The sequence below is a fragment of the Streptomyces sp. NPDC107471 genome (genome assembly GCF_055582845.1).
The window spans coordinates 1-25,627 of the sequence record NZ_JBVJPC010000023.1; the positions used below are offsets into that span (position 1 = coordinate 1).

The following is a 25,627-nucleotide window of genomic DNA, read 5'->3' on the forward strand; positions in this document are numbered from 1 at the left end:
CAGCGCGGCTCCTTCACCACGGTCGGCAACCCCCTCAAACTCTCCGACTCACCCACCCACATCACCACCCCACCCCTCCTCGGCCAACACAACGAGGACATCTACGTCCACGAACTCGGGCTCTCCGCAGCCGAGTTGCCGCAGCTCAAGGAGCAAGGCGTCATCTGACCGACTCGACCGGAGTGAGGTAGCCCCACATGTCGACTTCCGTACCCCGAACCGCGACGGTCACCGACCGGCTCGTGGAAGCCAACCGCGCCTACGCCGCAGGCTTCACCGACCCCGGCATGGGTGCCCGGCCCGTCCTGCGCGTGGCCGTCGTGGCCTGCATGGACGCCCGCCTCGACCTGCACGCCGCACTCGGCCTGCAGCTCGGCGACTGCCACACCGTCCGCAACGCGGGCGGCGTCGTCACCGACGACACCATCCGCTCCCTGACGATCAGCCAACGCGCCCTCGGCACCCGCAGCGTGGCGCTCATCCACCACACCGGCTGCGGTCTGCAGACCCTGACCGAGGACTTCCGGCACGAACTGGAACTGGAGGTCGGCCAGCGCCCCGCCTGGGCGGTGGAGGCCTTCCGTGACGTCGACCAGGACGTACGCCAGTCCATCCAGCGGGTGCGCACCTCGCCCTTCCTGCCGCACACCGACGACGTGCGCGGCTTCGTCTTCGACGTCACGACAGGGCTGCTGCGGGAGATCGCTCCGCACTCCTGAGCCGCCCTGTCCCGCTGGGGGAAGTGGCCGGCCGGGGTCAGTGGCCCCGGCCGGCCACGGCGGCGATCTGCCGGCAGTAGAAGTCGGTGGTGTTGCGGGTGTGCCGGCGCATCAGTTCCTCGGCGCGGTCGGGGGCGCCCTCGCCGATCGCCTCGATGATCCTCGCGTGCTCGTTCCAGGCGTCCTTGCCGCGGGGCTTGGCGATGGGCATGTAGTACCAGCGCACCCGGCGGTCGACCTGGGGGATGAGCTCGGCGAGGACCGCGTTGCGGGACAGCAGGGTGATGTGGCCGTGCAGCGCGGCGTTCGCCTCGACGATGGCCCGGGCGTCCCCGGCCGTGAGGGCGGTCAGCCCGGTCTGCTGGAGCTCCCACAGTCTGGCGACGTCCCGGGGCGTGGCGTGCTGGGCGGCGCCGCGCGCGGAATGCGTCTCCAGGAGGGCCCGGACGCTGAGGAGCTGGGCGCACTCCTCGGTGGTGGGGGAGTGCACGAACGCGCCCTGGGAGGGGCGCAGATCGACCCAGCCGGCGGTCTGGAGCCGTTGCAGCGCCTCACGGATCGGCTGTCGGCTCACCCCGAGGCTCTCGGCCAGCTCGGCCTCGACGAGGTGCTGGCCGGGGGTGAGCGAGCCGTTGATGATCAGTTCGGTGAGGGCCTCGTAGACCGCCTGGCGCAGCGGGGTCGGCCTGTTGATCGGGCCATGGGCTGTCACGGTGGGTGTGTCGGGCATGGGCCCCGTCTCCCTCGATCGACTGGTGGGTCGAGCCGTCCGTCAACCGCCGCGGCCCGCACAGTGCCCGTTCTCGCACCGTGCCGAATCCCGGAAATTGCCCGGCTGGACCCCTGGCGCGGTCACCTTCACATGCAGAATACTGTATGCAATCATCGTTCGACAGTGGATCAGCAGCCATGCCCGAGGGGGTCGCCCCGTGTCGTACCGCACCGCTCTCTCCGAAATCCTGACCGGCGTCGTCGGACCCGTCGCCGAAGCGACGGCCGTCCAGGGCCGGTTCCCGCGCGGTGCCGTGACGGCCCTCGGCCGCGCGGGACTCCTGGGACTCACGGTCTCCACCGAATTCGGCGGCGGGGGACGGGGGTTGCCGGAAGCCGCCGACGCGGTCGCGCGCACCGCGCGCGTCTGCCCGGCCACCGCGGCCGTCCTCCAGTCCCACTACGCGGCCGTCGCCGTCGTCGAGGCGCACGGCGGTCCCTGGCTGCGCGCCGAGATTGCCGCCGGACGCCATCTCGCCAGCCTCGCCCTCGCGGAGACCGAGGACGCGGAGGTGCCGGACGGGCCGACGGCGGAGACCCAGCTCCTCGTGCCGGGCTCCGCGGCGACCCGTTCCGGCGAGGTGGTGGCCCTGCGGGCCCGCAAGCACCGGGTGGTCGCGGCGGGGGAGGCCGACCTGTACGTCTGGTCCTCCCGGCCCCTCACCGCCCCCGACGGACTGACGCTGTGGGCGGTCCCGGCGCACGCCTCCGACCTGTTCGTCCCCGCCCGGCCCGGCGCCTGCGGTCCGCGCGGCAGTGCGACGTCGACGGTGTTCGCCGACCCCGTGCTGGTGCCCGCGGAGGCGATGCTCGGCGCGGACGGCGGCGGACTCGACACCGTGCTGCGCACGGTCCTGCCGTGGCTGCTCGAACTGCGCGCCGCCGCCGGGACCCGCCGCCCGGCCCTCGAACCGGCCCTCGACCCGGCCCCCGGCCTCGGGGGCGCCCGCCGTCCCGCCGGCTCCCTCGCCGCGTCCTGAACCGTGCCCGGACCGACGTCAGTCCTGGTGCGCCCCGGCCGCGATCTGCTTGCGGTAGAACTCGGTCGTCCGCTCGGTGTGCCTGCGCATGACCTCGCCCGCCTGCTCGGCGTCGCCCTTGGCGATGGCCTTGATGAGCTGGGTGTGCTCGTTCCACGCCTCCTTGCCGCGGGGCTTGGCGATGGGCGTGTAGTACCAGCGGACCTTCTGGCCGACCTGGGCGATCAGTTCGGCCAGCACGGCGTTGTCGGCGACGGCGGTGATGAAGTCGTGCAGCGCGGTGTTGGCGGCGACCAGTCCCTCGACGTCGCCGGCGGCGAGCGCGGCGATGCCGTCCAACTGGAGCTCGTCGAGGCGCGCGATGTCCTCGGGCGTGGCGTTGCGGGCGGCGAGCTGGGCCGAGTAGGTCTCCAGGACGGCCCGGACGCCGAGGAGTTGGGCGGCCTCCTCCTCGGTGGGGGAGTGCACGAAGGCCCCCTGGGCGGGCCGCAGGTCCACCCAGCCGGCGGTCTGGAGCCGCTGGAGGGCCTCGCGCACCGGCTGGCGGCTGACCCCGAGGTGTTCGGCGAGCTCGGCCTCGACCAGGTGCTGGCCGGGCTTGAGGGAGCCGTTGACGATCAGCTCGGTCAGGGCGTCGTACACGGCCTGACGCAGCGGTGCCGGGCGGGTGACGCGCCGGGACGCTGCGGCCGTGAGTGCCTCGCGCATGGTTGTCCCGTTCTGCCGCCGGTGTCGCCGGGCGGCGGCTGTGCCGAGTGGGGCCGTTCGGAGGGTTGCCGACGGCCGCGTCAGCATACAGGTTTTGGTATGCAACTTTGCGTGGCACGCACCCGGGTCGACCCCGGTTCGCACGCGCCCGGTCAGTCGTCCGGCATGCCCTCGCTCTCGGCGACAGGGCTTGTGTATACAGAAGTCTGTATGGAGTATTGTCTGAGTCTCCTGCATCCCTCGCCGGGGACCCGCGTGACGGAAGGCGAAGCGATCATGACGACCAGCGGGAGTGACGTGACGGTCGAGAGCGTGGTCCGGAGGGTGGTGGCCCGTCACCGGGGGGAGCGCGGCGCCCTGCTCCCCGTACTGCACGCCGTGCAGGCCGAGTTGGGCCATGTGCCGCAGGAGGCCGTGCCGGTGCTCGCCGAGGAGCTCAACCTCTCCCGGGCGGACGTCCACGGAGTCGTGACCTTCTACCACGACTTCCGCCGCGAGCCCGCGGGCCGCACCACCGTGCGCATCTGCCGCGCCGAGGCCTGCCAGGCCCTGGGTGCCGACCGGCTGGTGAGCTACGCGCACGAGTCCGGACTGCCCCTGGGGGAGACCTCGGCGGACGGCTCGGTCACCGTCGAGCAGGTCTTCTGCCTCGGCAACTGCGCGCTGGGGCCCGCCGTCGAGGTGAACGGACGGCTCCACGGACGAGTCGGCCCCGCCCGGCTGGGCTCCCTTCTCAACGGGACGGTCTCCTCATGAACAACGCATCCCACTCCACGGCCACCGTCTACGTCCCCCGCGACTCCGCGGCCAGGTCCGTCGGCGCCGACGAGGTCGCGCACGCCCTCCAACACGCGGCGGATCGCGGCGACTTCGCCATCGACGTCGTACGCAACGGATCGCGCGGCATGCTGTGGCTGGAGCCCCTGGTCGAGGTGGTGACGCCCCAGGGGCGCGTCGGCTACGGCCCGGTGGCCCCCGAGGACATCGACGGACTCCTCGCCGCCGGCATGCTCGACGGGGCGGACCATCCGCTGCGCCTCGGCGTCGTCGACGAACTGCCCTGGCTGGCGAGCCAGAACCGCGTCACCTTCGCCCGGGTCGGCGTGACCGACCCGCTGTCCGCCGAGGACTACGAGGCGCACGGCGGCCTCGCCGGACTGCGCGCCGCCCTGGCGCTCGCTCCCGCGGACGTGGTCGCCGAGGTCACCGCGTCCGGACTGCGCGGCCGCGGCGGCGCCGGATTCCCGGCCGGCATCAAGTGGAAGACCGTCCTCGACTGCACGGACGAGCTGAAGTTCGTCTGCTGCAACGCGGACGAGGGCGACAGCGGGACCTTCGCCGACCGGATGGTCATGGAGGGCGACCCGTTCATGCTCATCGAGGGCATGACCATCGCCGCCCACGCGGTCGGAGCGAGCGAGGGCTACTTCTACATCCGCTCGGAGTACCCCGACGCGGTGGCCACGATGCGCCGGGCCATCGGGATCGCCCGCGAGCACGGCTGGCTCGGCAGGAACATCCTCGGCTCCGCCCTCGACTTCGACCTGCACGTCCGCGTCGGCGCCGGCGCGTACATCTGCGGCGAGGAGACCTCCATGCTGGAGAGCCTGGAGGGCAAGCGCGGCATGGTCCGCGCGAAACCGCCGATCCCCGCGATCGAGGGCCTGTTCGGCAGACCGACCGTGGTGAACAACGTCCTCACCCTCGCCACCGTGCCCGTCGTCCTCGCCGAGGGCGCGAAGGCGTACGAGCAGCTCGGCGTCGAACGCTCCCGCGGCACCCAGGTGTTCCAGCTCGGCGGCAACATCGCCCGCGGGGGCATCGTGGAGACCGCCTTCGGCATCACCCTGCGCGAACTCGTCGAGGAGTACGGCGGCGGGACGCACTCCGGGCGCCCGGTGCGCACCGCGCAGGTCGGCGGCCCGCTCGGCGCGTACCTGCCGGAGTCGATGTTCGACCTGCCCATGGACTACGAGGCGTTCGCGGCCGCTGGAGCGATGGTCGGCCACGGTGGCGTGGTCGTGTTCGACGACAGCGTGGACATGGCCGCCCAGGCCCGTTTCGCCATGGAGTTCTGCGCCGAGGAGTCCTGCGGCAAGTGCACCCCGTGCCGGGTCGGCGCGGTGCGCGGCGTCGAGGTGATCGACCGAATCGTCGCCGGCACCCACCGGGACGAGAACCTCGCCCTGCTCGAAGACCTCTGCGACCTGATGACCGAGGGCTCGCTGTGCGCGATGGGCGGGCTGACCCCGCTGCCCGTGCGCAGCGCCCTGACCCACTTCCCCGACGACTTCCTCGGCGGCCGTCGACTCCTGGACATCCAGCCCGTACAGGCGACTGGCCCCAAGACGGAGGGCACGGCATGACACTCCTCAAGGAACCCGACTTCGGCACCCCCGAACGGCCCGGCCCGGCCACGGTGTCCGTGGAGGTGGACGGGCTGCCGGTGACCGTCCCCGAGGGCACCTCGGTCATGCGCGCGGCGGCACAGGCGGGCATCGACATCCCCAAGTTGTGTGCCACCGACAGCCTGGAGGCCTTCGGCTCCTGCCGGTTGTGCGTGGTCGAGATCGACGGTCGGCGCGGCACCCCCGCCTCCTGCACCACCCCGTGCGCCGACGGCATGAAGGTCAGCACCCAGACCCCGAAGGTGGAGAAGCTCCGCCAGGGCGTCATGGAGCTCTACATCTCCGACCACCCGCTGGACTGCCTGACCTGCCCGGCCAACGGCGACTGCGAACTCCAGGACATGGCAGGGGTGGTGGGCCTCAGGCAGGTCCGCTACGGCTACGAGGGCGAGAACCACCTCGACGCCGAGAAGGACACCTCCAACCCCTACTTCGACTTCGACCCGTCCAAGTGCATCGCCTGCTCCCGCTGCGTCCGCGCCTGCGGCGAGGTCCAGGGCACGTTCGCCCTCACCATCGAGGGCCGCGGCTTCGACTCCAAGGTCGCGGCCGGCGCGGGTGAGGCCTTCATGGACTCCGAGTGCGTCTCCTGCGGAGCCTGCGTCCAGGCCTGCCCGACGTCCACGCTCCAGGAGCGCTCGGTCGTCGAACTGGGCATGCCCACCAGGTCGGTGGTCACCACCTGCGCCTACTGCGGGGTCGGCTGCTCCTTCAAGGCCGAACTGCGCGGCGACGAACTCGTACGCATGGTCCCCTACAAGGACGGCGGCGCCAACGAGGGCCACTCCTGTGTGAAGGGCCGCTTCGCCTTCGGCTACGCCACCCATCCCGACCGCATGCTCAAGCCCATGGTCCGCGACCGGATCACCGACCCCTGGCGCGAGGTCGAGTGGGACGAGGCGATCGGCACGGTCGCCCGCCGGATGCGCGAGATCCAGGACCGCCACGGGTCCGGCGCGATCGGCGCCATCACCTCCTCGCGGTGCACCAACGAAGAGGTCTACGTCGTCCAGAAGATGGTCCGCGCGGCCTTCGGCAACAACAACGTCGACACCTGCGCCCGCGTCTGCCACTCCCCGACGGGATACGGCCTCAAGCAGACCTTCGGCGAGTCCGCCGGCACCCAGGACTTCCGCTCGGTCGCCGAGGCCGACGTCATCATGGTGATCGGCGCCAACCCCACCGACGGGCACCCGGTGTTCGCCTCCCGGATGAAGCGTCGGCTGCGCGAGGGCGCGAAGTTGATCGTGGTGGACCCGCGCCGCATCGACCTCGTGCGCTCCCCGCACATCGAGGCCCAGCACCACCTCCAGCTCCGGCCCAGCACCAACGTCGCCGTCGTCAACGCCATGGCGCACGTGGTCGTCACCGAGGGACTCGTCGACCGGTCCTTCGTGGACCAGCGCTGCGAAGGCTTCGACGACTGGGCCGAGTTCATCGCCCGCCCGGAGAACAGTCCGGAGGCCGTCGAGGAGATCACCGGCGTCCCGGCCGCCGAACTCCGGGCTGCCGCCCGGCTGTACGCGGAGGCACCCAACGGCGCCATCTACTACGGTCTCGGCGTCACCGAGCACAGCCAGGGCTCCACGATGGTCATGGGAATGGCCAACCTCGCGATGGCCTGCGGCAACATCGGCCGCGACGGCGTCGGCGTGAACCCGCTGCGCGGCCAGAACAACGTGCAGGGCTCCTGCGACATGGGCTCCTTCCCGCACGAACTCCCCGGCTACCGGCACGTCTCCGACGACGCGGTCCGTACCGTCTTCGAGAACCTGTGGGGCGGAACCCTCCTCGCCGAACCGGGACTTCGCATCCCCAACATGTTCGACGCGGCCATCGACGGCACCTTCCGCGGCCTGTTCGTGCACGGCGAGGACATCGCCCAGTCCGACCCCAACCTGGGGCACGTCACCGCCGCCCTCGAAGCGATGGAACTGGTCGTCGTACAGGACCTGTTCCTCAACGAGACGGCCAAGTTCGCGCACGTCTTCCTGCCCGGCGCGTCCTTCCTGGAGAAGGACGGCACCTTCACCAACGCCGAGCGCCGCATCAACCGGGTGCGCTCGGTGATGCAGCCGAAGACGGGCAAGCACGAGTGGCAGATCGTCAGCGAGATCGCCACCGCCATGGGCTACCCGATGGCCTACGACCACCCCGGCCAGATCATGGACGAGATCGCCTCGGTCACCCCGACGTTCACCGGGGTCTCCTTCGAGCTCCTGGACAAGCTCGGCAGCGTCCAGTGGCCGTGCAACGAGGAGGCGCCCGAGGGCACCCCCATCATGCACGTGGACGAGTTCGTGCGCGGCAAGGGGAAGTTCGTCGTCACCTCGTACGTGCCGACGAACGAACGCAGCACCCGGCGCTTCCCGCTGGTCCTCACCACGGGCCGCATCCTCAGCCAGTACAACGTCGGCGCGCAGACCCGCCGTACCGGCAACGTCGCCTGGCACCCCGAGGACGTCCTGGAGCTGCACCCGCACGACGCCGAGGACCGCGGCATCAACCACGGCGACATGGTCACCCTGGCCAGCCGCGTCGGACAGACCACCCTGCGCGCCGAGATCTCCGACCGCATGCCGACCGGGGTCGTGTACACCACGTTCCACCACCCCGTCACCGGCGCCAACGTGGTGACCACCGAGAACTCCGACTGGGCGACCAACTGCCCCGAGTACAAGGTGACCGCCGTGCAGGTCGCGCTCGCCCGCCCGGAGCGGTCGAGCGCGGCCGAGGCGGCCGGGAACGACCTCGTGACGGTGGTGGACTGAGATGACAGCGACCGTGCCGGCGGAGTGCCGGATGGCCAACGACATCGCCAGGAACCTCGGACACCTGCCGGGGGAGGAGGCGGCGGAAGCCGTCGCCGGGCACATCGGCAGGTTCTGGGACCCGCGCATGCGTGCGCGCCTGAACGGGTTCGTCGACGCCGGAGCGGAGGGCCTGGACCCCCTGGTGGTGGCCGCGGTGAAACTCCTGCGCTGACCTGTGCGGTCTCCTCCCTGTACATCACTCCAAACTGCATACAGTATGGAGTCAGTGATCCCAGGGGCAGGGAGGAGCCGCTCATGCTGTTCCGGCAGCTCGAATACTTCGTGGCGGTGGCGAGGGAACGGCACTTCGCCCGGGCGGCGGAGTCCTGCTACGTCTCCCAGCCGGCCCTCTCGGCGGCGATCGCCAAGCTGGAACGCGAACTGAACGTCACGCTGATCAACCGCGGCCACAACTACCAGGGCCTCACGCCCGAGGGCGAGCGGCTCGTGGTGTGGGCCAAGCGGATCCTCGCCGAGCAGGACGCCTTCAAGGCGGAGGTGGCCGCCGTGCAGTCCGGCATCACCGGCACCCTGCGCCTGGGCACCGACCCCACCGCGTCCACGACCCTCGCCCTCCCCGTGGCCGCCTTCTGCGCGGCCCACCCGCTGGCCAAGGTCCAGGTGCGCTCACGGCTGTCCACCAAGGAGCTCCACCGCCAGCTCCGTGACTACGAACTCGACGTGGCCATCGCCCACTTCGACCCGGACGACCAGGAGGGCCTCCAGGTCGTCCCCCTCTACCAGGAGAGATACATGCTGCTGGTCTCCGACGAGCAGCTCGTGGCCCAGTCCGCCACCGTCTCCTGGGCGGACGCGGCCCAGTTGCCGCTCGCGCTGCTCACCCCCGACATGCGGATCCGCCAGATCGTCGACACCGTGTTCGCGGAGAAGGGGTACGTCGTCACCCCGCAGGTCGAGACGGACTCCATCGCGTCCCTCTACGCGCACGTGGGCGGCGGTGGCTGGGCGAGCATCGTCCCGCACACCTGGCTGCGCGCCATGCCGGTCGTCGGCCGCACCCGCGCGCTTCCCCTGGTCGACCCGGAGGCCGGGGCCCAGGTCTCGGTGGCCATCCACGCGGCGACCCCTGGCTCGGTGGCCGCCCGCGCCTTCGTCAACGCGGCGACCGGCCTGTCCCTGGACGACTTCTTCGCCCGTCCGCTGCCCCCGGACCACCGCGTGCGCTGAGCCGGCCGGCGCGGACGGCGGCCTCACCCGGGCCCGTCAGGACGCGTACCGGGCCTGTACCGCCTTCCGGTCCAGGCCCCCCTTGGCCGTGTACGGCAGGGCGGGGACCAGTTCGACACGGTCCGGGATCTCGAAGGGGGCCAGGTGGTCGTGGCAGTAGCGGAGGATCTCCTCGCGGTCGACGGCGTCGCCCTCGCGGAGCACCACGGCGGCCCCGACCCGCTGCCCGTACACCGCGTCGGGGACCGCGAACACGGCCGCCTCGGCGACTCCCGGGCAACCCGCGAGAATGTCCTCGACATGCTCGGGTGAGATCTTCTCCCCGCCCCGGTTGATGAGGTTCTTGATCCGGCCGGTCAGCGACAGATACCCGTCCTCGTCCAGCGTGCCCAGGTCACCGGTGTGCAGCCACCCGTCGACGAAGGTCCGCGCCGACTCGTCGCCGTCGGCCAGATAGCCCCGCGCGACCGTGGGCCCCTGCACCCACACCTCGCCCTCCACCCCCGCCGGGCAGGTGCGTCCGCCGCGGTCCACGACCCGCACCGCGACCCCGGTCGGCCGGCCCACCGACCCCTGCCGGAGCGCTCCCCGCTGCGGCAGCGGTTCGCTGGTCGCCTGGTGCGAGGACTCGGTCATCCCGTACGCCGACAGCAGCGGCGCGCCGAACGTCCGCTCCAGCGCCCGCTGGGTCGCCGTGTTGAGGGGCGCGCTGCAACTGCGGACGAACTTCAGCGGCGGCGCCTGCGGTCCCGGGTACTCCCGCTCCGACCGGTCCAGAAGGATCTCGTGGATGGCCGGCACCGCCGTGAACCACGTGGCGTCCACGGCCCGCATGTCGTCCCAGAACGTGCCCGCCGAGAACCGCCCCCGCTCGGGCAGCAGCACGCAGCCGCCGCTCGCCAGGGAGGACAGCAGTGCCGCGAACAGCCCGTGCCCGTGGAATAACGGCATCACCGCGACGGTGGCGTCGTCGGGCCCCAACTCGTAGGTGGCGCAGATGTTCCGGACGGAGGCGGCCACGTTGGCGTGGCTCAGCGGAACCATCTTCGCCCGGTCGGTGGTGCCGGCGGTGAACAGCACGAGGGCGTCCCGGTCCGACAACTCCGCTGCGGCCGCGCCGACGTGGGGCGCCCCGCACCCGCCGGGTTCGAGCGACACCACGGCCGACCCGGCTCGCGCGACGTCCACGCGCAGCGGCCACACGGGCACCGGGAGCGCGCCGGCACCGGAGGCCGACGCGTCCAGAAGGACCGCCCGCGCCCCCAAGGCCGTGAGCCGGGCGGCTAGTTGGCTCCGGGGCAGTGTGGGGTCCAGCGGTGCCGTGACAAGCCCGGCGCGCGCCGCACCGAGCAACCCGACCACGAACTCGGCTGTGTTGGCACAGATCAGGCCGACCGCCGCACCCCGGCCAAGGCCCGCCCCGCGGAGCCGGGCGGCCACGTCGTCGGCGAGGGCCGCGAGGGCGCGGTACGACAGCGGCGCCCGCTCACCGGTGACCACAAGCGCCCGGGCACAGGGGCGTTCCCGCACCTGGCGGTCGAGGAGGTCGGTGAGGCCGGAGACCTCCGGAGGCCGGTACCGGTTCGCGTCACGCACGGATGCCGCGGCCGGAACGGCCATGACCCCACCCCCTCGCACAGATCCGACGAAACGTCCTCTGCGAGCGTGCGGTGGCACCCGGTGGACGTCCAATACCCGCTGGCGAACGGCCGATAGCAAGCGTCTATCAAGTCGGTTGCCGGGCCCCTGACCAGCCCTCGATAGACGCCGTTTATCGGCTGGTCGCCGATGGGTCTTGGACGCGGGCGAGCGCGCTGCCGATGGTGAGAGAAGTAGCCGCTCCGGCAGGACCTGCCCAAGGAGGACCTCGGACCATGACCGCTCCCTCGACCCTGGAGACCGCGGCAGCAGCCGACGTTCCGACCGAGCTCACCGACGGGTACCACCTGGTCGTCGACGCGCTCAGGATGAACGACGTCGACACCATCTACGGGGTGGTCGGCATCCCGATCACCGACCTGGCCCGGCTCGCCCAGGCGCAGGGCATCCGCTACATCGGCTTCCGTCACGAGAGCAACGCCGGGCACGCGGCCGCCATCGCCGGCTACCTCAACAAGAAGCCCGGCGTGGCCCTCACGGTCTCGGCCCCCGGCTTCCTCAACGGCCTGGTCGCGCTGGCGAACGCGACCACCAACTGCTTCCCCATGGTCCAGATCTCCGGCTCCAGCGAGCGCCACCTCGTCGACCTCAGGCAGGGCGACTACGAGGAGATGGACCAACTCGCCGCCGCGCAGCCCTTCGTGAAGGCCGCCTACCGGGTCAGCCGCGTGGAGGACATCGGCCGCGGCATCGCCCGTGCCCTGCGCACCGCGATCTCCGGGCGCCCCGGCGGTGTCTATCTCGACATCCCCGCCGCGGTGCTCGGTGCCATCCTGCCGAAGGCGGAGGGCGACAAGACGCTGAGCCGTCTCGTCGACCCCGCGCCGCGCCAGCTCCCGGCGCCGGAGGCCGTGGACCGGGCGATCGAGCTGCTGGCCTCCGCCGAGCGCCCGCTGATCGTGCTCGGCAAGGGCGCCGCGTACGCCCAGGCCGACGACAAGGTACGGCAGTTCGTCGAGTCCACCGGCATCCCCTACGTACCGATGTCGATGGCCAAGGGCCTGCTGCCCGACAACCACCCGCAGTCGGCCGCCACCGCCCGGTCCCTGGCGCTGAAGAAGGCCGACGTCGTGATGCTGATCGGCGCGCGCCTCAACTGGCTGCTGGGGCACGGCCAGGCGGGCTGGAACCCCGACGCGAAGTTCGTCCAGATCGACATCGACCCCAAGGAGATGGACAGCAACCAGCCCATCTCCGCTCCGCTCGTCGGTGACATCGAGTCGGTGCTCGACGCGCTCGCCGAGCGCACCAAGCCCGGCCAGATCACGGCCCCCGCGGCCTGGCGCGAGGAGCTCGGGGCGCGCTCGGCGCAGAACGTCGCCAAGATGGCCAAGCGCCTGGAGGCCGACCCGCACCCCATGCAGTTCATGGGCGCCCTGAAGGCCGTACGGGACGTGGTGCACCAGCACCCCGAGACGTACCTCGTCAACGAGGGCGCCAACGCCCTGGACATCGCGCGCAACGTCATCGACATGCACGTACCGCGCCACCGCCTCGACAGCGGCACCTGGGGCGTCATGGGCATCGGGATGGGCTACGCCATCGCCGCCGCCGTGGAGAGCGGGGCCCCGGTCGTGGCCGTCGAGGGCGACAGCGCCTTCGGGTTCAGCGGCATCGAGATCGAGACGATCTGCCGCTACCAACTGCCCGTCGTCACCGTGATCATGAACAACGGCGGTGTCTACCGCGGCGACGACACCAACCCCTACGACGACGCCCCCTCGCCCACGACCCTGATGTCGGCCGCCCGCCACGACCTGCTCATCGAGGCGTTCGGCGGCAAGGGCTACCGGGCCACCACGCCCGCCGAGGTCACCGCCGCCCTCACCGAGGCCCTCGCCTCCGGCGGACCGGCGCTCATCGACTGCGTGATCGACCCGTCGGCCGGCACCGAGAGCGGTCACATCTCGCACCTGAACCCCAAGGGCATCACCGTCGGCAACATCACGCCGGCGAAGAAGTGACCCGCCCGCATCCCGGGTCCCCGCACCCCGAGTTCCTCCCTCACGTCCCGAACTCCCGCTGCGTACGCGCACGTTCACGAAAAGGAAGCACACATGAGTGAAAAGCCGCTCGCCGGAATCAAGGTGATCGACTTCACCGGGGTCCAGGCCGGTCCCGCCTGCACGCAGATGCTCGCCTGGTTCGGCGCCGACGTCCTGAAGGTGGAGCGCCCCAACGGCGGTGACGTGACGCGCCGTCAGCTCCGGGACATCGAGGACCTGGACGCGCTCTACTTCACGATGCTCAACAGCAACAAGCGCTCCCTCGCCATCAACACCAAGACCGCCGAGGGCAAGGAGGTCCTGGAGAAGCTCATCAAGGACGCCGACGTCCTGGTGGAGAACTTCGCGCCGGGCGCCCTGGACCGCATGGGCTTCACCTGGGAGCGCATCCAGGAGCTCAACCCGCGCCTGATCTTCGGCTCGGTCAAGGGCTTCAACGACCAGTCGTCCTGGAACGACCTCAAGGTCTACGAGAACGTCGCCCAGTGTGCGGGCGGCGCCGCCTCCACCACCGGCTTCTGGGACGGTCCGCCCACCATCTCCGGCGCGGCCATCGGCGACACCAACACCGGGATGCACCTGGCGATCGGCATCCTCACCGCGATCATCGACCGCGGCAGGACCGGCCGGGGCCAGAAGGTCTCCGTCTCCATGCAGGACGCCGTGCTCAACCTGTGCCGCGTCAAGCTGCGCGACCAGCAGCGCCTGGAGCGGGTCGGCCACCTGGAGGAGTACCCGCAGTACCCGAACGGCGAGTTCACCGACGTGGTGCCGCGCGGCGGCAACGCGGGCGGCGGCGGCCAGCCCGGCTGGGTCCTCAAGTGCAAGGGCTGGGAGACCGACCCGAACGCGTACATCTACTTCACCGTCCAGGAGCAGAACTGGAAGCGCACCGCTGAGGTGATCGGTCACCCCGAGTGGGCCGAGGACCCGGAGTACGCCACCGCGCGCGCCCGCCAGTCGCACATCTTCGAGATCTTCGAGGAGATCGAGAAGTGGCTCGCGGACAAGACGAAGTACGAGGCGGTGGACATCCTGCGGGAGTGGGAGGTGCCCTGCGCCCCGGTGATGAGCATGAAGGAGATCGCCTACGACGAGGACCTGCGCAGGAGCGGCACGGTCGTCGAGGTCGAGCAGAAGGGCCGCGGCACGTATCTGACCGTCGGCAGCCCGGTGAAGTTCTCCGGGTTCAAGCCGGAGATCGTCGGCGCCCCGCTGCTGGGTGAGCACAGCTCCGAGGTCCTGGTGGAACTGGGCTACGACGAGGAGACCATCGGCCGGCTCAAGGAGAGCGGCGTCATCGTCTGACGCGGAGCCGACGCGAAGCGGCCGTGACCCCGAGGGTCACGGCCGCTTCCGCGCTGTCCGGCGGGGCTCAGACCGTCGTCGCCTCGGCCCGGCGCCGCATCAGTTCCCGCTCCCGCTCGCGCCGCGCGGTGACGTCCCGGATGACCGCGCCGCAGTAGGGGCTGCCGTCGGGGCCCGACAGCAGCACCACGCTGAACTCGATGGACAGCTTGCGGCCGTCCGCCGCGAGCGCGGGCACGTTCAGCAGGTCTGCGTCGCCGTACTTGCTGGACCCCCGCTCCATGGCCGCGTCGAAGCCCTCCTGGTGCCGCTTGCGGTGCCTCTCGGGAATGATGACGTCCAGGCTCCGTCCCGCCACGTCGGCCGCCGAGAACCCGAAGATGCGCTCGGCCCCCCGGTTCCAGTAGCGGATCAGCCCTTCCCTGTCGATGATCACTATGCCGTCGGGTGCCTGGTCCGACATGCCCAGCACCACCGCGGAATCCAGATCTTCCATGTCGCCTCCGAGCAGGGGCCGTTTGGTGGCCAACAGTATACAGAATACTGTCGCCACAGCCTCTCTCCGGACGGATATGCAGGTGAAGGGCGCTCCGAAAGCTTGGTATTGTTGTCCATGTCGCCGCGGGGAACACCCCCGTCAAGGCGGCAGACACCTGGTCCGGGTGGCGGAATGGCAGACGCGCTAGCTTGAGGTGCTAGTGCCCTTTATCGGGCGTGGGGGTTCAAGTCCCCCCTCGGACACTCACTCACATCGCACACATCCCATGTGTCGACCGAACCTCGGTCGGCACATTTCGTGTTTTCGGCCGCCCGCGGCTCCCTTCCACCCCCGCCCCGGCCGCCGGTGCTCGGTCAAAGGTCCCGCGCGAACCCGCCAGGGTGATGATGACCGGTTCGCAGCGGTGCCCGGGGTCCGTCGGCTCATCGTGGGAACCACTCGTGCGAGGAGGGAAGATGGACGCCGATGTCATCGTGGTGGGCGCCGGGCCGGTGGGACTGCTGCTGGCCGCCGAACTGAGGCTGCACGGCGTGCGTCCGCTGCTCGTGGAGCAACTGGCCGAGCCGTCCGCGGAACCCCGGGCCCGCGGCATCGGCCCGCTGGCGGCCGAGGCGCTCCGGCGCCGGGGCCTCGACGGGCCGCTGCGGGCGCACCAGCCGCGCGGGGCCGCCGACCGCAGACGCGACCACGGCAGCGAGAAGGGCCACTTCGCCTGGATCCACAAGATCGACCAGGAGCTGCAGGAGGACCCGGACCGGGCGGGCGCACTGATCTGGCAGCCCGACCTGGAGCGCGTGCTCGCCGACCACGCGGCGGGCCTGGGGGTGCGGACCCACCGGGAACACGTCGTGACCGGCGTGGAGCAGAGCGCGGACCGGGTCACCGTCACCTGCCGAACCCCCGCCGGGGTGCGGCGCCTCGCCTCCCCGTACGTGATCGGCTGCGACGGCGGCAGGTCGGCCGTCCGCAAGCTGACCGGCTTCGCCTTCCCCGGCACCGAGCCCCTCATGGTCGCCCGCCGGGCACGCGCCGACGTCGTCTGCCCCGCCGGGCTGCCGCCCACCGGACGGACACCGACCGGCACGCTCTTCCACGCCCCGGGCATGGTCGGCACCTTCGACTTCGAGGACGTCCGCACCGACACCCGGGCACCGGTCACCGCACAGGAACTGGAGGCCAGTCTGCGCCGGGTGGCCGGCGCCGAGGTCGAGGTCACCGCGGTCCACCAGGCCATGCGCTTCACCGACCAGGCCCGCCTCGTCCCGTCGTACCGCAGCGGCCGGGTCCTGCTGGCCGGCGACTCCGCGCACGTCCACTCGCCGAACGGCGGTCAGGGGCTGACCCTGGGCCTGCTGGACGCCGCCAACCTCGGCTGGAAGCTCGCTGCGACCCTGCGGGGGACGGCCCCCGAGGGACTGCTGGACACCTACACGGCCGAGCGCCGACCGGTCGCGGAGGCCACGCTGCACAACACCCGGGCCCAGTCCGCGCTGATGCGGCCGGGACCGCACACCGACGCCCTGCGCGACATCGTCTCCGACCTCATGGACATCCCCGAGGTGAACCGCTACTTCGGCCGCCTGCTCAGCGGCCTGGACACCCGCTACGCCCTGCCCCACGCCGGTCCGGACGCGCACCGGCTGACCGGCACGCACTGCCCCGACCTGATCCTGCGTCCGGCCGCGTCCGCCGGTACGGCCGCGACCACCCTCGCCCGGCTCGCCGAGCAGGGCCGGCCCGTCCTCGTCCACACCGGGCAGCCCGGGGTGGAGCGGGCGGCCCGGCCCTGGCACGGCACCCTGCGCACCGCTCGTGTGGCCGCGATCGAGTACGGCGACCTGTCCGCCCTGCTGCTGCGGCCCGACGGGGTGATCGCCTGGGCCGCCGGGACGGACGGCCCCCCGGACGCCGACGGCCTGGAGCGTGCGCTGCGCACGTGGTTCGTTCCGTCGGAGCGTCAGGAGGCCGTGGCGCGGTGAGCCGTCAGTCGATGCCGCGGCAGATGTGCGGCTCGGCCTCGTCGTCGTCCCCCGCGAGCAGGAGTGGCGGCGGCTGCACCGGTTCCTGCCCGCCGGCCGGGCTGTCGTCGCTGCTGAGTGCCTCGTCCATCCGAACTCCTCCGATACTCTGCGCCACCCGCACGGGCGGGTCCCCGTACGGCCGGGCTCTAACGAGCCGCTGACGATCGTCCAGCCGTCCCCGACCGTTGGTCGCCACGCTGTCCGTGTGCGTGACCGACCGACGACAGGGGAGTGGGCATGGCCGGGTTCTCACGTCGCGGGACGGTCCTGAGATCTCTCGGCTGGGCTGTCGTGCGCTCCTTCGTGGCTCTCGGATTCCTCCACCTGGCGGCTCCCGACGCCTGGGAGGCGATGGCGGAACTGCGGCGCAGACAGGCGGAGAAGGACGCCCCGCCGCTCGTCCTTCCGCCGGTCGGCCATCCCGAGCGGCTCCGCCCCGACCTGCCGCTGAGTCCGCTGGAGCGCGAACTCGACCAGGACCTGTTCCCGGCCCGCTCGTGGCGCCGCGCGAGGTGACCGCGCGTCAGGTCGACGGGGCGGGGCCGAACAGCTCCTCGCGGACCACGATCTCCCGGTTGCCGAAGGCCAGCCGGTCCAGCACGGCCCGGTAGGCGGGCGTGCGGGAGACGAGGGCCGCCACCTTCGGGCGGACCACCGACGCGAGGCCGCCCGCCGACAGCATCATCTTGCCCTGCACCGCCTGGATCCTCATGATCCGCTGCACGTCCCGACGGCGGTCCGCCGCGTACCGCCGCAGCGGCTCGGAGCCGTCCGCACCGTCGTGCAGCGACGACATGAGGGCGGGATGCGCCGCCACGGCGTCCTGGATGGCCAGGTTGATGCCCTGGGCCCCGATCGGGCCGTGCGTGTGCGCGCTGTCCCCGACGAGGAGCAGCCCGGGCCGCGTCCACTCCTTGGCGACGCCGGAGAAGACGTCGAGCAGCGACAGGTCCTTGAACGAGGTGATCTCCGCGTCGATCCGCTCCGCCTGGTCCGGTACGGCCGCGCCGAGCCGCGCCTTGATGTGGTCGAGGCCCCGGGCCGCGAGCTCCTTGTACCTGCGGTGCGGCAGGGTCCAGCCGATCTGGAGGTGCCCGGGATGCGAGGCGTAGGCCAGAACCGGGTTGCCGCCGGCGCGGAAGATGCGTACGTCGGACGGCACGGGGCCCTCGGAGGTCAGCTTGAACCAGAGCACGTCCTGGTCGAAGTCCTCGAACCGGTCGTAGCCCACCCCGGCCAGTTGCCGCACCTTCGAGTACCGGCCGTCCGCGCCGATGACGCAGTGGGCGTGCACCATCAGGTCGCCGTCCGGTCCGCGGCCGAGGATGCCCCGCACCCGCTGCCGGGTGTCCGAGATGAGCGCGGAGCAGCGGGCGGAGCCCAGGTGGGCGAATCCGGGGTACCGGGAGCACTGCTCCAGCAGCTCCTCCAGGATGTGCCGCTGCGGGATGCTGAGCAGGCAGTTGTAGGGGCCGGGCAGCCGGCGGTAGTCGCCGTTGATGAGGACCCGGCCCTTCTCCTCCAGCAGGAAGCGGTCGTGCTCGTGGCAGCCCCGGGCCCGCGCGCCGTCCAGCACGCCCAGTGCGGCCAGGAGTTGCTGGCCGCCCGGCTGGAGGATCTCCCCGCGGTACTCGCGGTCCAGCGACCGCAGCTTCTCCACGACGGTGACCCGGGCGCCGGAACGCAGCAGGAGCAGCGCGAGCGTCAGGCCGGCGGGTCCGCCGCCGACGATGCAGAAGTCGGTCCGTGTCTCCGTCACCGCGCGCCTCACACGTCGAGGGTGACGTCGTACTCGGTGAGCCAGGCGTTGAGCCACAGCGCCATCTCCAGGCTCCCGCGGTCGTACGGCCGGCTGACGTCGCCCAGCGGTCCGGCCAGCGTCCTCGCCGCGCGGGACCGGTCGAGCAGCGGGGCCACGGGGGAGTCCGGGGCGGCGAGCACGTCGGCCAGCTCGGTGCGCAGGGCCTGTTCGTAGACGGGGTCCTGGGTGGCCGGGTAGGGGCTCTTGACGCGTTCCAGCACCGAACGGGGCAGCAGGTCGGCGGCGGCCGCCCGCAGCAGGCTCTTCTCCCGCCCGTCGAAGGACTTCATCGCCCACGGGGTGTTGAAGACGTACTCGACGAGCCGGTGGTCGCAGAACGGCACCCGGACCTCCAGGCCGACGGCCATGCTCATCCGGTCCTTGCGGTCCAGCAGGGTCTGCACGAAACGCGTCAGGTTGAGATAGCCGACCTTGCGCATCATCCGGTCGTCCGCGCTCTCGCCGGGCAGCCGCGGCACCTCGGCGAGGGCCTCCTGGTAGCGGTCCTGGCGGTAGCCGGGGAGGTCGAGCTTGTCGAGGAAGCCCTTGTCCAGCAGCGCCAGGCCGCCGAAGTAGCGGGCGGAGCCCGAGGTCAGCCAGGGAAAGGTGTCGGCCTTGACCGCGGCGGGGTTGCGGAACCAGCGGTAGCCGCCGAAGAGTTCGTCCGCCGCCTCGCCGGACAGGGCCACCGTGGAGTGCTGTTTCACGGAGCGGAACAGCAGGTACAGCGAGGGCCACATGTCGCCCCAGAACGCCGGCGGCTGGTCCACCGCGCGCAGCACCGAGGCGCGCAGGGCGGGTTCGGCGAGCCCGGCGCTGTCCAGGACGACCTCGGTGTGCCGGGTGCCGACGTGGTCCACCAGGTCGTGGACGAAGGGGGTGTCGCGCATGCCGCGCACCGCGTCGGGCTGGAACCGGTCGGCCGCGTCCGCGAAGTCGACGGAGAAGGACCGTACGGCTCCCAGCCCCCGGGCCGCCGAGGCGCGGGCGGCGAGGGCCGTCACGGTGGAGGAGTCCAGGCCACCGGAGAGCAGCAGGCACAGCGGTACGTCGGAGACCATCTGGCGGGCGACGACGTCCTCCAGCAGGTCCCGGACGGTGGCGATGGTGGTGGGCAGGTCGTCGGTGTGCTCGCGGGCCTCCAGGCGCCAGTACGTGTGCTTGCGCAGCCCCTGCCGCCCGACCCGGACCATCTGGCCCGGCCCTACCTCGTACATGCCCGCGAAGACGGCGGCCTCGGGGGTCTTGACCATGTCGAGGATCTCGCACAGCCCCTCGGCCGACACCCGGCGCGGCGCCAGCGGGTTGGCCAGGATCGCCTTGGGCTCGGAACCGAAGAGGACGCCGTGCTCGGTGGGCAGGTAGAAGAGGGGTTTGACTCCCATGCGGTCGCGCAGCAGCAGGAGTTCCTCGGTGCGGGTGTCCCAGACGGCGAGGGCGAACATGCCGTTCAGCCGCTCGGCCAGTTCCGGGCCCCACTGGAGATAGCCGCGCAGCACCACCTCGGTGTCGCCGGCCGTCCGGAACCGGTGGCCCAGGGACGTCAACTGGGCACGCAGTTCACGGTAGTTGTAGATCTCGCCGCAGAAGGTGAGCGATGCGAGGGTGCGTCCCTCGTCGTCCTCGGCCGTCATGGGCTGGCGGCTGCCCTCCAGGTCGATCACGGCCAGCCGCCGGTGGCCGAGCGCCGCGTGGCCGTCGATCCACAGTCCCTCGGCGTCGGGCCCGCGACAGGCCATGGTCCCTGTCATCGCGCCCGCCCGGGCCGATTCGTGCGTCAGGTCGCGCTCGAAGTCGATCCATCCTGTGATGCCACACATCGCTGTCTCCCTCGGAAGAAGTCGTCGGCAGGCACCGCCGTCCGCGTGCGGCCGGGCGGTGCCTGGGCGACGAGCGGTAGGAGCGGGCGGTCACACCCGCTCGGTGAGCCCCGTGCTGACCAGGTCCACCAGTTGGCGGGGCGTCCTGATCTCGGCGACCACGTCGTCGGGCAGTTCGACGGAGTAGTCGCGCTCGATGCGGCTCACCGTGTTGAAGAGGGCGAGCGAGTCGTATCCGAGGTCGGTGAACTGGAGGTCGAGGATGTCGCCGTCGAGGTCGACCTCCTCGTCCTCGCCCGCGCACTCGCGCAGAAGCTGCACCAGGTCCTTGATCTCGAACGAGGTCATGTGGGTTTCCTTTCCGGATGAGAAGCCGGGTCCGCCCGCCTGGGGGTGCGGGGGCCGGACGTCAGGGGGCGGTGCGGACGACCAGGGCGGAGTTGAAGCCGCCCAGGCCGCGGGAGACGACGAGCGCGGTGGACAGCGGCCGTTCGCGGGGCTCGTCCCGGACGAGGTCGAGCAGGTCCTCGTGGGCCGGGGCGTCCACATGGACAGTGGGCGGGACGACGCCGTCGCGCAGGGCGAGCAGTGCGGCGGCGACGTCCAGCGGGGCACCGCCCGCCAGCAGCCGGCCCGTCATGGTCTTGGGCGCGGTCACCGGGACGGCCCGGGGGCCGAACACCCCGGCGATCGTCTCGGCCTCCACACGGTCGAGTTCGGGGACGCCGGACGCGTCGGCGAAGACCACGTCGACGTCGCGGGGGGCGATCCCGGCGTCCTCCAGGGCCAGTTCGACGGCCCTGCGCAGTCCCGGTGGCCGCCCGGATCCGGGGCGCGGGTCGAACGTCGAGGCGTACCCGGCGAGTTCGCCGTACCGGTGGTGCGCGCCGCGCTCCCCGGCCTGCTCGCGGCCCTCCATGACGAAGAGGGCGCCGCCCTCGCCGACGACCGCCCCCTGCGCACGGCGGTCGAAGGGCAGGAAGGCGCGGCGCGGGTCGCCGGACTCGCTGACCCGGCCGGAGCGGATGATGCACAGCCAACTCCACGGGGACAGGGACCCGTCGACCCCGCCGGTGACCATGAGGGGGGTTCCGGAGCGGATGTGCCGGCGCGCCTTGGCCATGGCGTCGAGGCCGCCGGCCTGCTCGGCGACCACCGCGCTCCCCGGGCCGCGCAGCCCGTGCCGGATGGAGATCTGCCCGGTGTTGACCGGGTAGAACCAGGCGAACGACTGGTACGCGCTGACGTACCGGCCGCCCTTGGACCACAGGGCCTCCAGTTCCTTCTGCCCGAACTCGAAGCCGCCGGCGGAGGCGGCGGTCACGACACCGCACGCGAAGTCGGGCATCGTGGCGGGTTCGGCGCCCGCGTCGGAGAGGGCCTCCTCGGCGGCGATGAGCGCGAGACGGGTCATCCGGTCCGTCTGCGGCAGCAGGCGGCTGGGCAGCCTGTCGGTGGTCGCGTACTCCGGTATCTCGCCGGCGACCGTGGCCGAGTAGCCGGACGGGTCGAAGCGCGTGATCCGGCGGATGCCGCTCTCGCCGCGCAGTACGGCCGCCCACCAGTCGCGGGTGCTGAGCCCGGTCGGAGCGACGACCCCGATGCCGGTGATGACGGGGCGTGGAGCCGAGCCGCTCACCCCTGCCTCCGCTGCGGCTTGTTGAGGACCAGCGCGCTCTGGAACCCGCCGAAGCCGCTGGCGACGCTGAGGACCGTGCCGACCTCCTGCTCCCGGGCCACCAGCGGTACGTAGTCCAGGTCGCAGTCGGGGTCCGGCTCGTGCAGGTTGGCCGTCGGCGGGACGACCGAGTGCTCCACGGCGAGGGCGCAGGCCGCGGTCTCCAGGGCGCCGATGGCTCCGAGCGAGTGCCCGATCATCGACTTGATGGAGCTGACGGGGGTGGCGTAGGCGTGCGCGCCCAGGCTCAGCTTGAGGGCGTTGGTCTCGTGCCGGTCGTTCTGCTTGGTGGCCGAGCCGTGCGCGTTGACGTAGTCGATGTCGGACGGGGCCAGCCGGGCCATGTCCAGCGCGCTGGTGATCGCGTCGGCCATCTCCAGCCCCTCGTCGCTCAGCCCGGTCATGGAGTAGGCGTTGCAGCGGGAGGCGTGGCCCGAGATCTCGGCGTAGATGTGGGCGTCCCGGCTACGGGCGTGCTCCAGTTCCTCCAGGACGAACACGGCGCAGCCCTCGCCGAGCACGAAGCCGTTGCGGGTGCGGTCGAAGGGGCGGGACGCCGTCTCCGGGCTGTCGTTGCGCGCGGTCGTCGCCTTGATGGCGTCGAAGCAGGCGACGGTGATGGGGGAGATCGCCGCGTCCGAGGCGCCCGTGGTGATCACGTCGGCGTGGCCCTCCCGGATCAGGTCGGCCGCGTGCCCGAGGACGTCGATGCCGGAGGTGCAGCCGGTCGACACCACGCCGACCGGGCCCTCCGCCTCGGCGATCCAGGCGAGTTCGGCGGCCATGGAGGAGGGGACGAAGTAGTCGTAGAGGTACGGCGAACCGTGGAACTCGTCGACGAGCCAGGACTTGCCCTCGTCGCTGACGAGCGCGTACTCGCTGTCCAGGCTCATGGTGCTGCCGCAGGCGGTGCCCATCATGACGCCGGTGCGGTAGGGGTCCGACTGGCCGAGGACTCCGCTGTCCTCCAGCGCCTCCTTTCCGGCCACCACGGCGAATTGCGTGGTCCGGTCCCACTGCCGGATCTGACGGCGGGTGAGTCCGGCCGCTATCGGGTCGAAATCACACTCGGCCGCGACACGCGAGCGGAACGGCGAGGCATCGAACAACGTGATGGTGCGGGTTGCCGTACGCCCCGAGGTCAGGAGTTCCCAGTACTGTTTCCTGCCGATTCCGCCAGGGGACACCACGCCTATTCCGGTGATGACGACGCGGCGCCCCTCGGGTATTCCTTCCACCGTCTCTCCCTCCGCTGGGGCTTCCCGGCACATATTTTTTCCGTGTCTTCCGTACCGGGCCTGAGCCGAGAATGCTGCGGGCCGATCCAGGGTGCCTCGAAGGCCGATCGACGGGGGCGTACGCCGGTGCCGGCGGGTCCTCCGGCAGCCGGAACGATCGGCCCTCGAACGGTTTTTGAGGGCCCCTTGCTGCACTGGGGAGAGCCAGCCGTCGTCATGGATCGGCATGGTCCGGCGAAACGAACGAAGGGGTACGCAGATATGCGGCGCGACGAAGGAACGTACGATGTGGCCGTGGTGGGTACCGGCCTCTCCGGAACGATGCTCGGTGCCATTCTCGCAAAGCACGGATTCCGTACGCTCCTGCTGGACGGGGCCCAGCATCCCCGTTTTGCCGTGGGGGAATCCACCATCGGGCAGACGCTGTTCATCCTGCGTCTTCTGGCACACCGCTACGACGTGCCCGAGATCGGTCACCTCGGCAGTTTCGAGAGCGTGAAGAAACACGTCGGTTCCTCGCACGGCCAGAAGAGCAATTTCGGCTTCATGATCCACCGGGACGGCGAGGAGCCCGACCCGCGGGAGACCAACATGTTCCGGCTGCTCGAGGTCACCGGGAACGCGGCGCACTTCTTCCGTCAGGACAGCGACGCGTACATGTTCCACGTGGCCCTGAAGTACGGCTGCGAGGCCCGGCAGAACTACCGGGTCGCCAAGGTCGACTTCGCCGACGACGGCGTCTCGGTGATCGGCGCGGACGGCTCCTCGTACCGGGCCCGCTACCTCGTCGACGCCAGTGGGTTCCGCTCGCCGCTCGCCGACCAGCTCGGGCTGCGGGAGGAGCCGAGCCGGCTCAAGCACCACGCCCGGTCGATCTTCACGCACATGATCGGTGTCGAGCCGGCCGACGACCATCTGCGGCACGGGCCCGCCGACCGGCCGCCGGTGCCGTGGCACAGCGGCACCCTGCACCACATGTTCGACCGCGGCTGGATCTGGATCATCCCGTTCGACAACCACCCGGACGCCACCAACCCGCTGTGCAGCGTCGGCCTCCAGGTGGACGAGCGGCGCTACCCGGAGCAGCCGGGCCTGTCCCCGGAGGACGAGTTCTGGCAGCACGTACGGCGGTTCCCCGCCGTCGAGCGGCAACTGGCCGGAGCCCGCAGCGCCCGTGAGTGGGTGCGCACGCCGCGGATGCAGTACTCGTCCACCCGGACCGTCGGCGACCGCTGGTGCCTGATGTCCCACGCGGCGGGCTTCATCGACCCGCTGTTCTCGCGGGGTCTGTCCAACACCTGCGAGCTCATCAACACGCTGGCCTGGCGGCTGATGGAGGCCCTGCGCGACGACGACTTCTCGGCGGAGCGGTTCGAACCGGTGGAGCGGCTGGAGCAGGGGCTGCTCGACTACAACGACCGGCTGGTCAACGCCTCGTACATCAGCTTCCAGAACTACGACCTGTGGAACGCCGTCTTCCGGATCTGGGTGACGGGCAGCGCGGTGGGCAGCAAGCGGTTCCTCAACGCCCTCAAGGCGGCCAAGGCGGCCGGCAACGACGAACCGCTGCGCGCCCTGGACGACAGCAAGTACCCGGGGCTGTGGTGCCCGACGGACTTCAACGCGGAGATGTTCGACGAGCTCGTCGCCCAGTGCGACGCCGTGGACGAGGGCCGGCTGTCGGCGCAGGAGGCCGCCGACACCATGCTCGCGCGCGTCCGGGAGTCCGACTGGATGTTCCCGGCGCTGGGGCTGAACCGGCCGGAGCAGCGGTTCATCAGCCCGACGGCCGAGAACATGCAGGTGGTCGCCGAATGGGCGCAGGACCACCCGCGTGCGGAGATACGCGACCTGCTGGCCGTGTCGCCGCAGCAGGTGCAGGCCACGCTCTGAGGGAACCGCGGATGCGGTGTGGCGCGGTGGGGACGGCGGGGAGGGGGGACACGCCTCCGTGTTGTGGGGGGTTGTTCCCCTTCGTCAGGGGGGGGGCCCAAACACCACCCACGTCCT

At 71.4% G+C, this 25,627-nt stretch carries 22 protein-coding genes, 1 tRNA gene and 1 pseudogene; 14 read left to right on the forward strand and 10 right to left on the reverse strand.

Annotated features, from left to right (window positions below):
* Positions 1-168: pseudogene (locus ACZ66S_RS40175) on the forward strand (formyl-CoA transferase); the annotation flags it as partial.
* Positions 169-197: 29 nt separating this feature from the next.
* Positions 198-719, forward strand: a complete 522-nt coding sequence (locus ACZ66S_RS40180; RefSeq protein WP_469906541.1) for a beta-class carbonic anhydrase — start codon at positions 198-200, stop codon at positions 717-719.
* A gap of 37 nt (positions 720-756) precedes the next feature.
* Here the strand turns inward: ACZ66S_RS40180 and ACZ66S_RS40185 are convergent, their stop codons facing one another.
* Positions 757-1,449, reverse strand: coding sequence for a GntR family transcriptional regulator (locus ACZ66S_RS40185; protein ID WP_469906542.1), 693 nt, complete (start codon positions 1,447-1,449; stop codon positions 757-759).
* A gap of 199 nt (positions 1,450-1,648) precedes the next feature.
* Between ACZ66S_RS40185 and ACZ66S_RS40190 the strand changes: the two genes are divergently transcribed.
* Positions 1,649-2,470 carry an acyl-CoA dehydrogenase family protein gene (locus ACZ66S_RS40190; protein WP_469906543.1) on the forward strand — a complete coding sequence of 274 codons (822 nt, stop codon included), beginning with the start codon at positions 1,649-1,651 and terminating at the stop codon, positions 2,468-2,470.
* Between the two features lie 18 nt (positions 2,471-2,488).
* Here ACZ66S_RS40190 and ACZ66S_RS40195 read toward each other — a convergent pair whose 3' ends face one another.
* A complete protein-coding gene (locus tag ACZ66S_RS40195) occupies positions 2,489-3,178 on the reverse strand; it encodes a GntR family transcriptional regulator (RefSeq protein WP_469906544.1) in 690 nt (229 codons plus the stop codon).
* 276 nt (positions 3,179-3,454) lie between these two features.
* Here ACZ66S_RS40195 and ACZ66S_RS40200 point away from each other — a divergent pair, with 276 nt between their 5' ends.
* The 5 genes from ACZ66S_RS40200 (at position 3,455) to ACZ66S_RS40220 (ending at position 9,587) form a co-directional block, all read left to right on the forward strand.
* A complete protein-coding gene (locus tag ACZ66S_RS40200; RefSeq protein ID WP_469906545.1) occupies positions 3,455-3,934 on the forward strand; it encodes a formate dehydrogenase subunit gamma in 480 nt (159 codons plus the stop codon).
* On the forward strand, positions 3,931-5,544 hold the full coding sequence (locus tag ACZ66S_RS40205; protein WP_469906546.1) for a formate dehydrogenase beta subunit: 1,614 nt from the start codon (positions 3,931-3,933) through the stop codon (positions 5,542-5,544). Before ACZ66S_RS40200 ends, ACZ66S_RS40205 begins: the two co-directional genes overlap by 4 nt.
* Positions 5,541-8,357: a formate dehydrogenase subunit alpha gene (gene fdhF, locus ACZ66S_RS40210; RefSeq protein ID WP_469906547.1), complete on the forward strand. Its 2,817-nt coding sequence runs from the start codon at positions 5,541-5,543 to the stop codon at positions 8,355-8,357. Before ACZ66S_RS40205 ends, fdhF begins: the two co-directional genes overlap by 4 nt.
* 1 nt (position 8,358) lies before the next feature.
* Positions 8,359-8,571, forward strand: coding sequence for a formate dehydrogenase subunit delta (locus ACZ66S_RS40215; RefSeq protein WP_469906548.1), 213 nt, complete (start codon positions 8,359-8,361; stop codon positions 8,569-8,571).
* An 83-nt stretch (positions 8,572-8,654) separates the two neighbouring features.
* Positions 8,655-9,587 (forward strand): LysR family transcriptional regulator, encoded by a 933-nt coding sequence (locus ACZ66S_RS40220; protein WP_365453859.1) that lies wholly within the window; start codon positions 8,655-8,657, stop codon positions 9,585-9,587.
* A 36-nt stretch (positions 9,588-9,623) separates the two neighbouring features.
* Here the strand turns inward: ACZ66S_RS40220 and ACZ66S_RS40225 are convergent, their stop codons facing one another.
* Positions 9,624-11,207, reverse strand: coding sequence for a FadD7 family fatty acid--CoA ligase (locus ACZ66S_RS40225; RefSeq protein ID WP_469906549.1), 1,584 nt, complete (start codon positions 11,205-11,207; stop codon positions 9,624-9,626).
* Positions 11,208-11,461: 254 nt separating this feature from the next.
* On the opposite strand from ACZ66S_RS40225, the gene oxc reads away from it, so the two are divergent.
* Both oxc and frc read left to right on the forward strand, forming a co-directional pair.
* Complete coding sequence (gene oxc, locus ACZ66S_RS40230; protein ID WP_469906550.1) at positions 11,462-13,210, forward strand: oxalyl-CoA decarboxylase; 1,749 nt, start codon at positions 11,462-11,464, stop codon at positions 13,208-13,210.
* A 93-nt stretch (positions 13,211-13,303) separates the two neighbouring features.
* On the forward strand, positions 13,304-14,560 hold the full coding sequence (frc, locus tag ACZ66S_RS40235) for a formyl-CoA transferase (protein ID WP_469906551.1): 1,257 nt from the start codon (positions 13,304-13,306) through the stop codon (positions 14,558-14,560).
* Positions 14,561-14,627: 67 nt separating this feature from the next.
* On the opposite strand, the gene ACZ66S_RS40240 is transcribed toward frc, so the two are convergent.
* Positions 14,628-15,056 (reverse strand): PAS domain S-box protein, encoded by a 429-nt coding sequence (locus tag ACZ66S_RS40240; protein ID WP_469906552.1) that lies wholly within the window; start codon positions 15,054-15,056, stop codon positions 14,628-14,630.
* A gap of 160 nt (positions 15,057-15,216) precedes the next feature.
* Here ACZ66S_RS40240 and ACZ66S_RS40245 point away from each other — a divergent pair.
* Positions 15,217-15,301 (forward strand) — tRNA-Leu (locus ACZ66S_RS40245).
* A 213-nt stretch (positions 15,302-15,514) separates the two neighbouring features.
* Positions 15,515-17,038: an FAD-dependent monooxygenase gene (locus tag ACZ66S_RS40250; RefSeq protein ID WP_469906553.1), complete on the forward strand. Its 1,524-nt coding sequence runs from the start codon at positions 15,515-15,517 to the stop codon at positions 17,036-17,038.
* Between the two features lie 4 nt (positions 17,039-17,042).
* Here ACZ66S_RS40250 and ACZ66S_RS40255 read toward each other — a convergent pair whose 3' ends face one another.
* Entirely contained in the window at positions 17,043-17,168 is a 126-nt protein-coding gene (locus tag ACZ66S_RS40255) for a hypothetical protein (RefSeq protein WP_469906554.1), read from the reverse strand.
* Between the two features lie 149 nt (positions 17,169-17,317).
* Between ACZ66S_RS40255 and ACZ66S_RS40260 the strand changes: the two genes are divergently transcribed.
* Complete coding sequence (locus ACZ66S_RS40260; RefSeq protein WP_469906555.1) at positions 17,318-17,596, forward strand: DUF6059 family protein; 279 nt, start codon at positions 17,318-17,320, stop codon at positions 17,594-17,596.
* A gap of 7 nt (positions 17,597-17,603) precedes the next feature.
* Here the strand turns inward: ACZ66S_RS40260 and ACZ66S_RS40265 are convergent, their stop codons facing one another.
* The 5 genes from ACZ66S_RS40265 to ACZ66S_RS40285 all read right to left on the reverse strand — a co-directional run bounded on the left by ACZ66S_RS40265 (position 17,604) and on the right by ACZ66S_RS40285 (position 23,650).
* Positions 17,604-18,839 carry an FAD-dependent monooxygenase gene (locus ACZ66S_RS40265; protein WP_469906556.1) on the reverse strand — a complete coding sequence of 412 codons (1,236 nt, stop codon included), beginning with the start codon at positions 18,837-18,839 and terminating at the stop codon, positions 17,604-17,606.
* 8 nt (positions 18,840-18,847) lie between these two features.
* On the reverse strand, positions 18,848-20,701 hold the full coding sequence (gene asnB, locus ACZ66S_RS40270) for an asparagine synthase (glutamine-hydrolyzing) (RefSeq protein WP_469906557.1): 1,854 nt from the start codon (positions 20,699-20,701) through the stop codon (positions 18,848-18,850).
* 90 nt (positions 20,702-20,791) lie between these two features.
* Positions 20,792-21,049, reverse strand: a complete 258-nt coding sequence (locus ACZ66S_RS40275) for an acyl carrier protein (RefSeq protein WP_469906558.1) — start codon at positions 21,047-21,049, stop codon at positions 20,792-20,794.
* A 61-nt stretch (positions 21,050-21,110) separates the two neighbouring features.
* Positions 21,111-22,340 carry a ketosynthase chain-length factor gene (locus ACZ66S_RS40280; RefSeq protein ID WP_469906559.1) on the reverse strand — a complete coding sequence of 410 codons (1,230 nt, stop codon included), beginning with the start codon at positions 22,338-22,340 and terminating at the stop codon, positions 21,111-21,113.
* Positions 22,337-23,650 carry a beta-ketoacyl-[acyl-carrier-protein] synthase family protein gene (locus tag ACZ66S_RS40285; RefSeq protein ID WP_469906560.1) on the reverse strand — a complete coding sequence of 438 codons (1,314 nt, stop codon included), beginning with the start codon at positions 23,648-23,650 and terminating at the stop codon, positions 22,337-22,339. The genes ACZ66S_RS40280 and ACZ66S_RS40285 overlap by 4 nt, the downstream gene beginning before the upstream one ends.
* A gap of 228 nt (positions 23,651-23,878) precedes the next feature.
* Between ACZ66S_RS40285 and ACZ66S_RS40290 the strand changes: the two genes are divergently transcribed.
* Positions 23,879-25,510 carry an NAD(P)/FAD-dependent oxidoreductase gene (locus tag ACZ66S_RS40290; protein ID WP_469906561.1) on the forward strand — a complete coding sequence of 544 codons (1,632 nt, stop codon included), beginning with the start codon at positions 23,879-23,881 and terminating at the stop codon, positions 25,508-25,510.
* The last annotated feature ends 117 nt before the right edge of the window (positions 25,511-25,627 follow it).

Excerpts from the sequence above, each read along its gene's own strand:
- ACZ66S_RS40260 (WP_469906555.1), top strand. The coding sequence starts at position 17,318 with ATGGCCGGGTTCTCACGTCGCGGGACGGTCCTGAGATCTCTCGGCTGG.
- ACZ66S_RS40240 (WP_469906552.1), bottom strand. The coding sequence starts at position 15,056 with ATGGAAGATCTGGATTCCGCGGTGGTGCTGGGCATGTCGGACCAGGCA.
- ACZ66S_RS40200 (WP_469906545.1), top strand. The coding sequence starts at position 3,455 with ATGACGACCAGCGGGAGTGACGTGACGGTCGAGAGCGTGGTCCGGAGG.
- frc (WP_469906551.1), top strand. The coding sequence starts at position 13,304 with ATGAGTGAAAAGCCGCTCGCCGGAATCAAGGTGATCGACTTCACCGGG.
- ACZ66S_RS40215 (WP_469906548.1), top strand. The coding sequence starts at position 8,359 with ATGACAGCGACCGTGCCGGCGGAGTGCCGGATGGCCAACGACATCGCC.
- ACZ66S_RS40220 (WP_365453859.1), top strand. The coding sequence starts at position 8,655 with ATGCTGTTCCGGCAGCTCGAATACTTCGTGGCGGTGGCGAGGGAACGG.
- ACZ66S_RS40225 (WP_469906549.1), bottom strand. The coding sequence starts at position 11,207 with ATGGCCGTTCCGGCCGCGGCATCCGTGCGTGACGCGAACCGGTACCGG.
- ACZ66S_RS40290 (WP_469906561.1), top strand. The coding sequence starts at position 23,879 with ATGCGGCGCGACGAAGGAACGTACGATGTGGCCGTGGTGGGTACCGGC.
- asnB (WP_469906557.1), bottom strand. The coding sequence starts at position 20,701 with ATGTGTGGCATCACAGGATGGATCGACTTCGAGCGCGACCTGACGCAC.
- ACZ66S_RS40285 (WP_469906560.1), bottom strand. The coding sequence starts at position 23,650 with ATGTGCCGGGAAGCCCCAGCGGAGGGAGAGACGGTGGAAGGAATACCC.
- ACZ66S_RS40255 (WP_469906554.1), bottom strand. The coding sequence starts at position 17,168 with ATGGACGAGGCACTCAGCAGCGACGACAGCCCGGCCGGCGGGCAGGAA.
- ACZ66S_RS40205 (WP_469906546.1), top strand. The coding sequence starts at position 3,931 with ATGAACAACGCATCCCACTCCACGGCCACCGTCTACGTCCCCCGCGAC.
- ACZ66S_RS40250 (WP_469906553.1), top strand. The coding sequence starts at position 15,515 with ATGGACGCCGATGTCATCGTGGTGGGCGCCGGGCCGGTGGGACTGCTG.
- ACZ66S_RS40185 (WP_469906542.1), bottom strand. The coding sequence starts at position 1,449 with ATGCCCGACACACCCACCGTGACAGCCCATGGCCCGATCAACAGGCCG.
- oxc (WP_469906550.1), top strand. The coding sequence starts at position 11,462 with ATGACCGCTCCCTCGACCCTGGAGACCGCGGCAGCAGCCGACGTTCCG.
- ACZ66S_RS40275 (WP_469906558.1), bottom strand. The coding sequence starts at position 21,049 with ATGACCTCGTTCGAGATCAAGGACCTGGTGCAGCTTCTGCGCGAGTGC.
- fdhF (WP_469906547.1), top strand. The coding sequence starts at position 5,541 with ATGACACTCCTCAAGGAACCCGACTTCGGCACCCCCGAACGGCCCGGC.
- ACZ66S_RS40195 (WP_469906544.1), bottom strand. The coding sequence starts at position 3,178 with ATGCGCGAGGCACTCACGGCCGCAGCGTCCCGGCGCGTCACCCGCCCG.
- ACZ66S_RS40180 (WP_469906541.1), top strand. The coding sequence starts at position 198 with ATGTCGACTTCCGTACCCCGAACCGCGACGGTCACCGACCGGCTCGTG.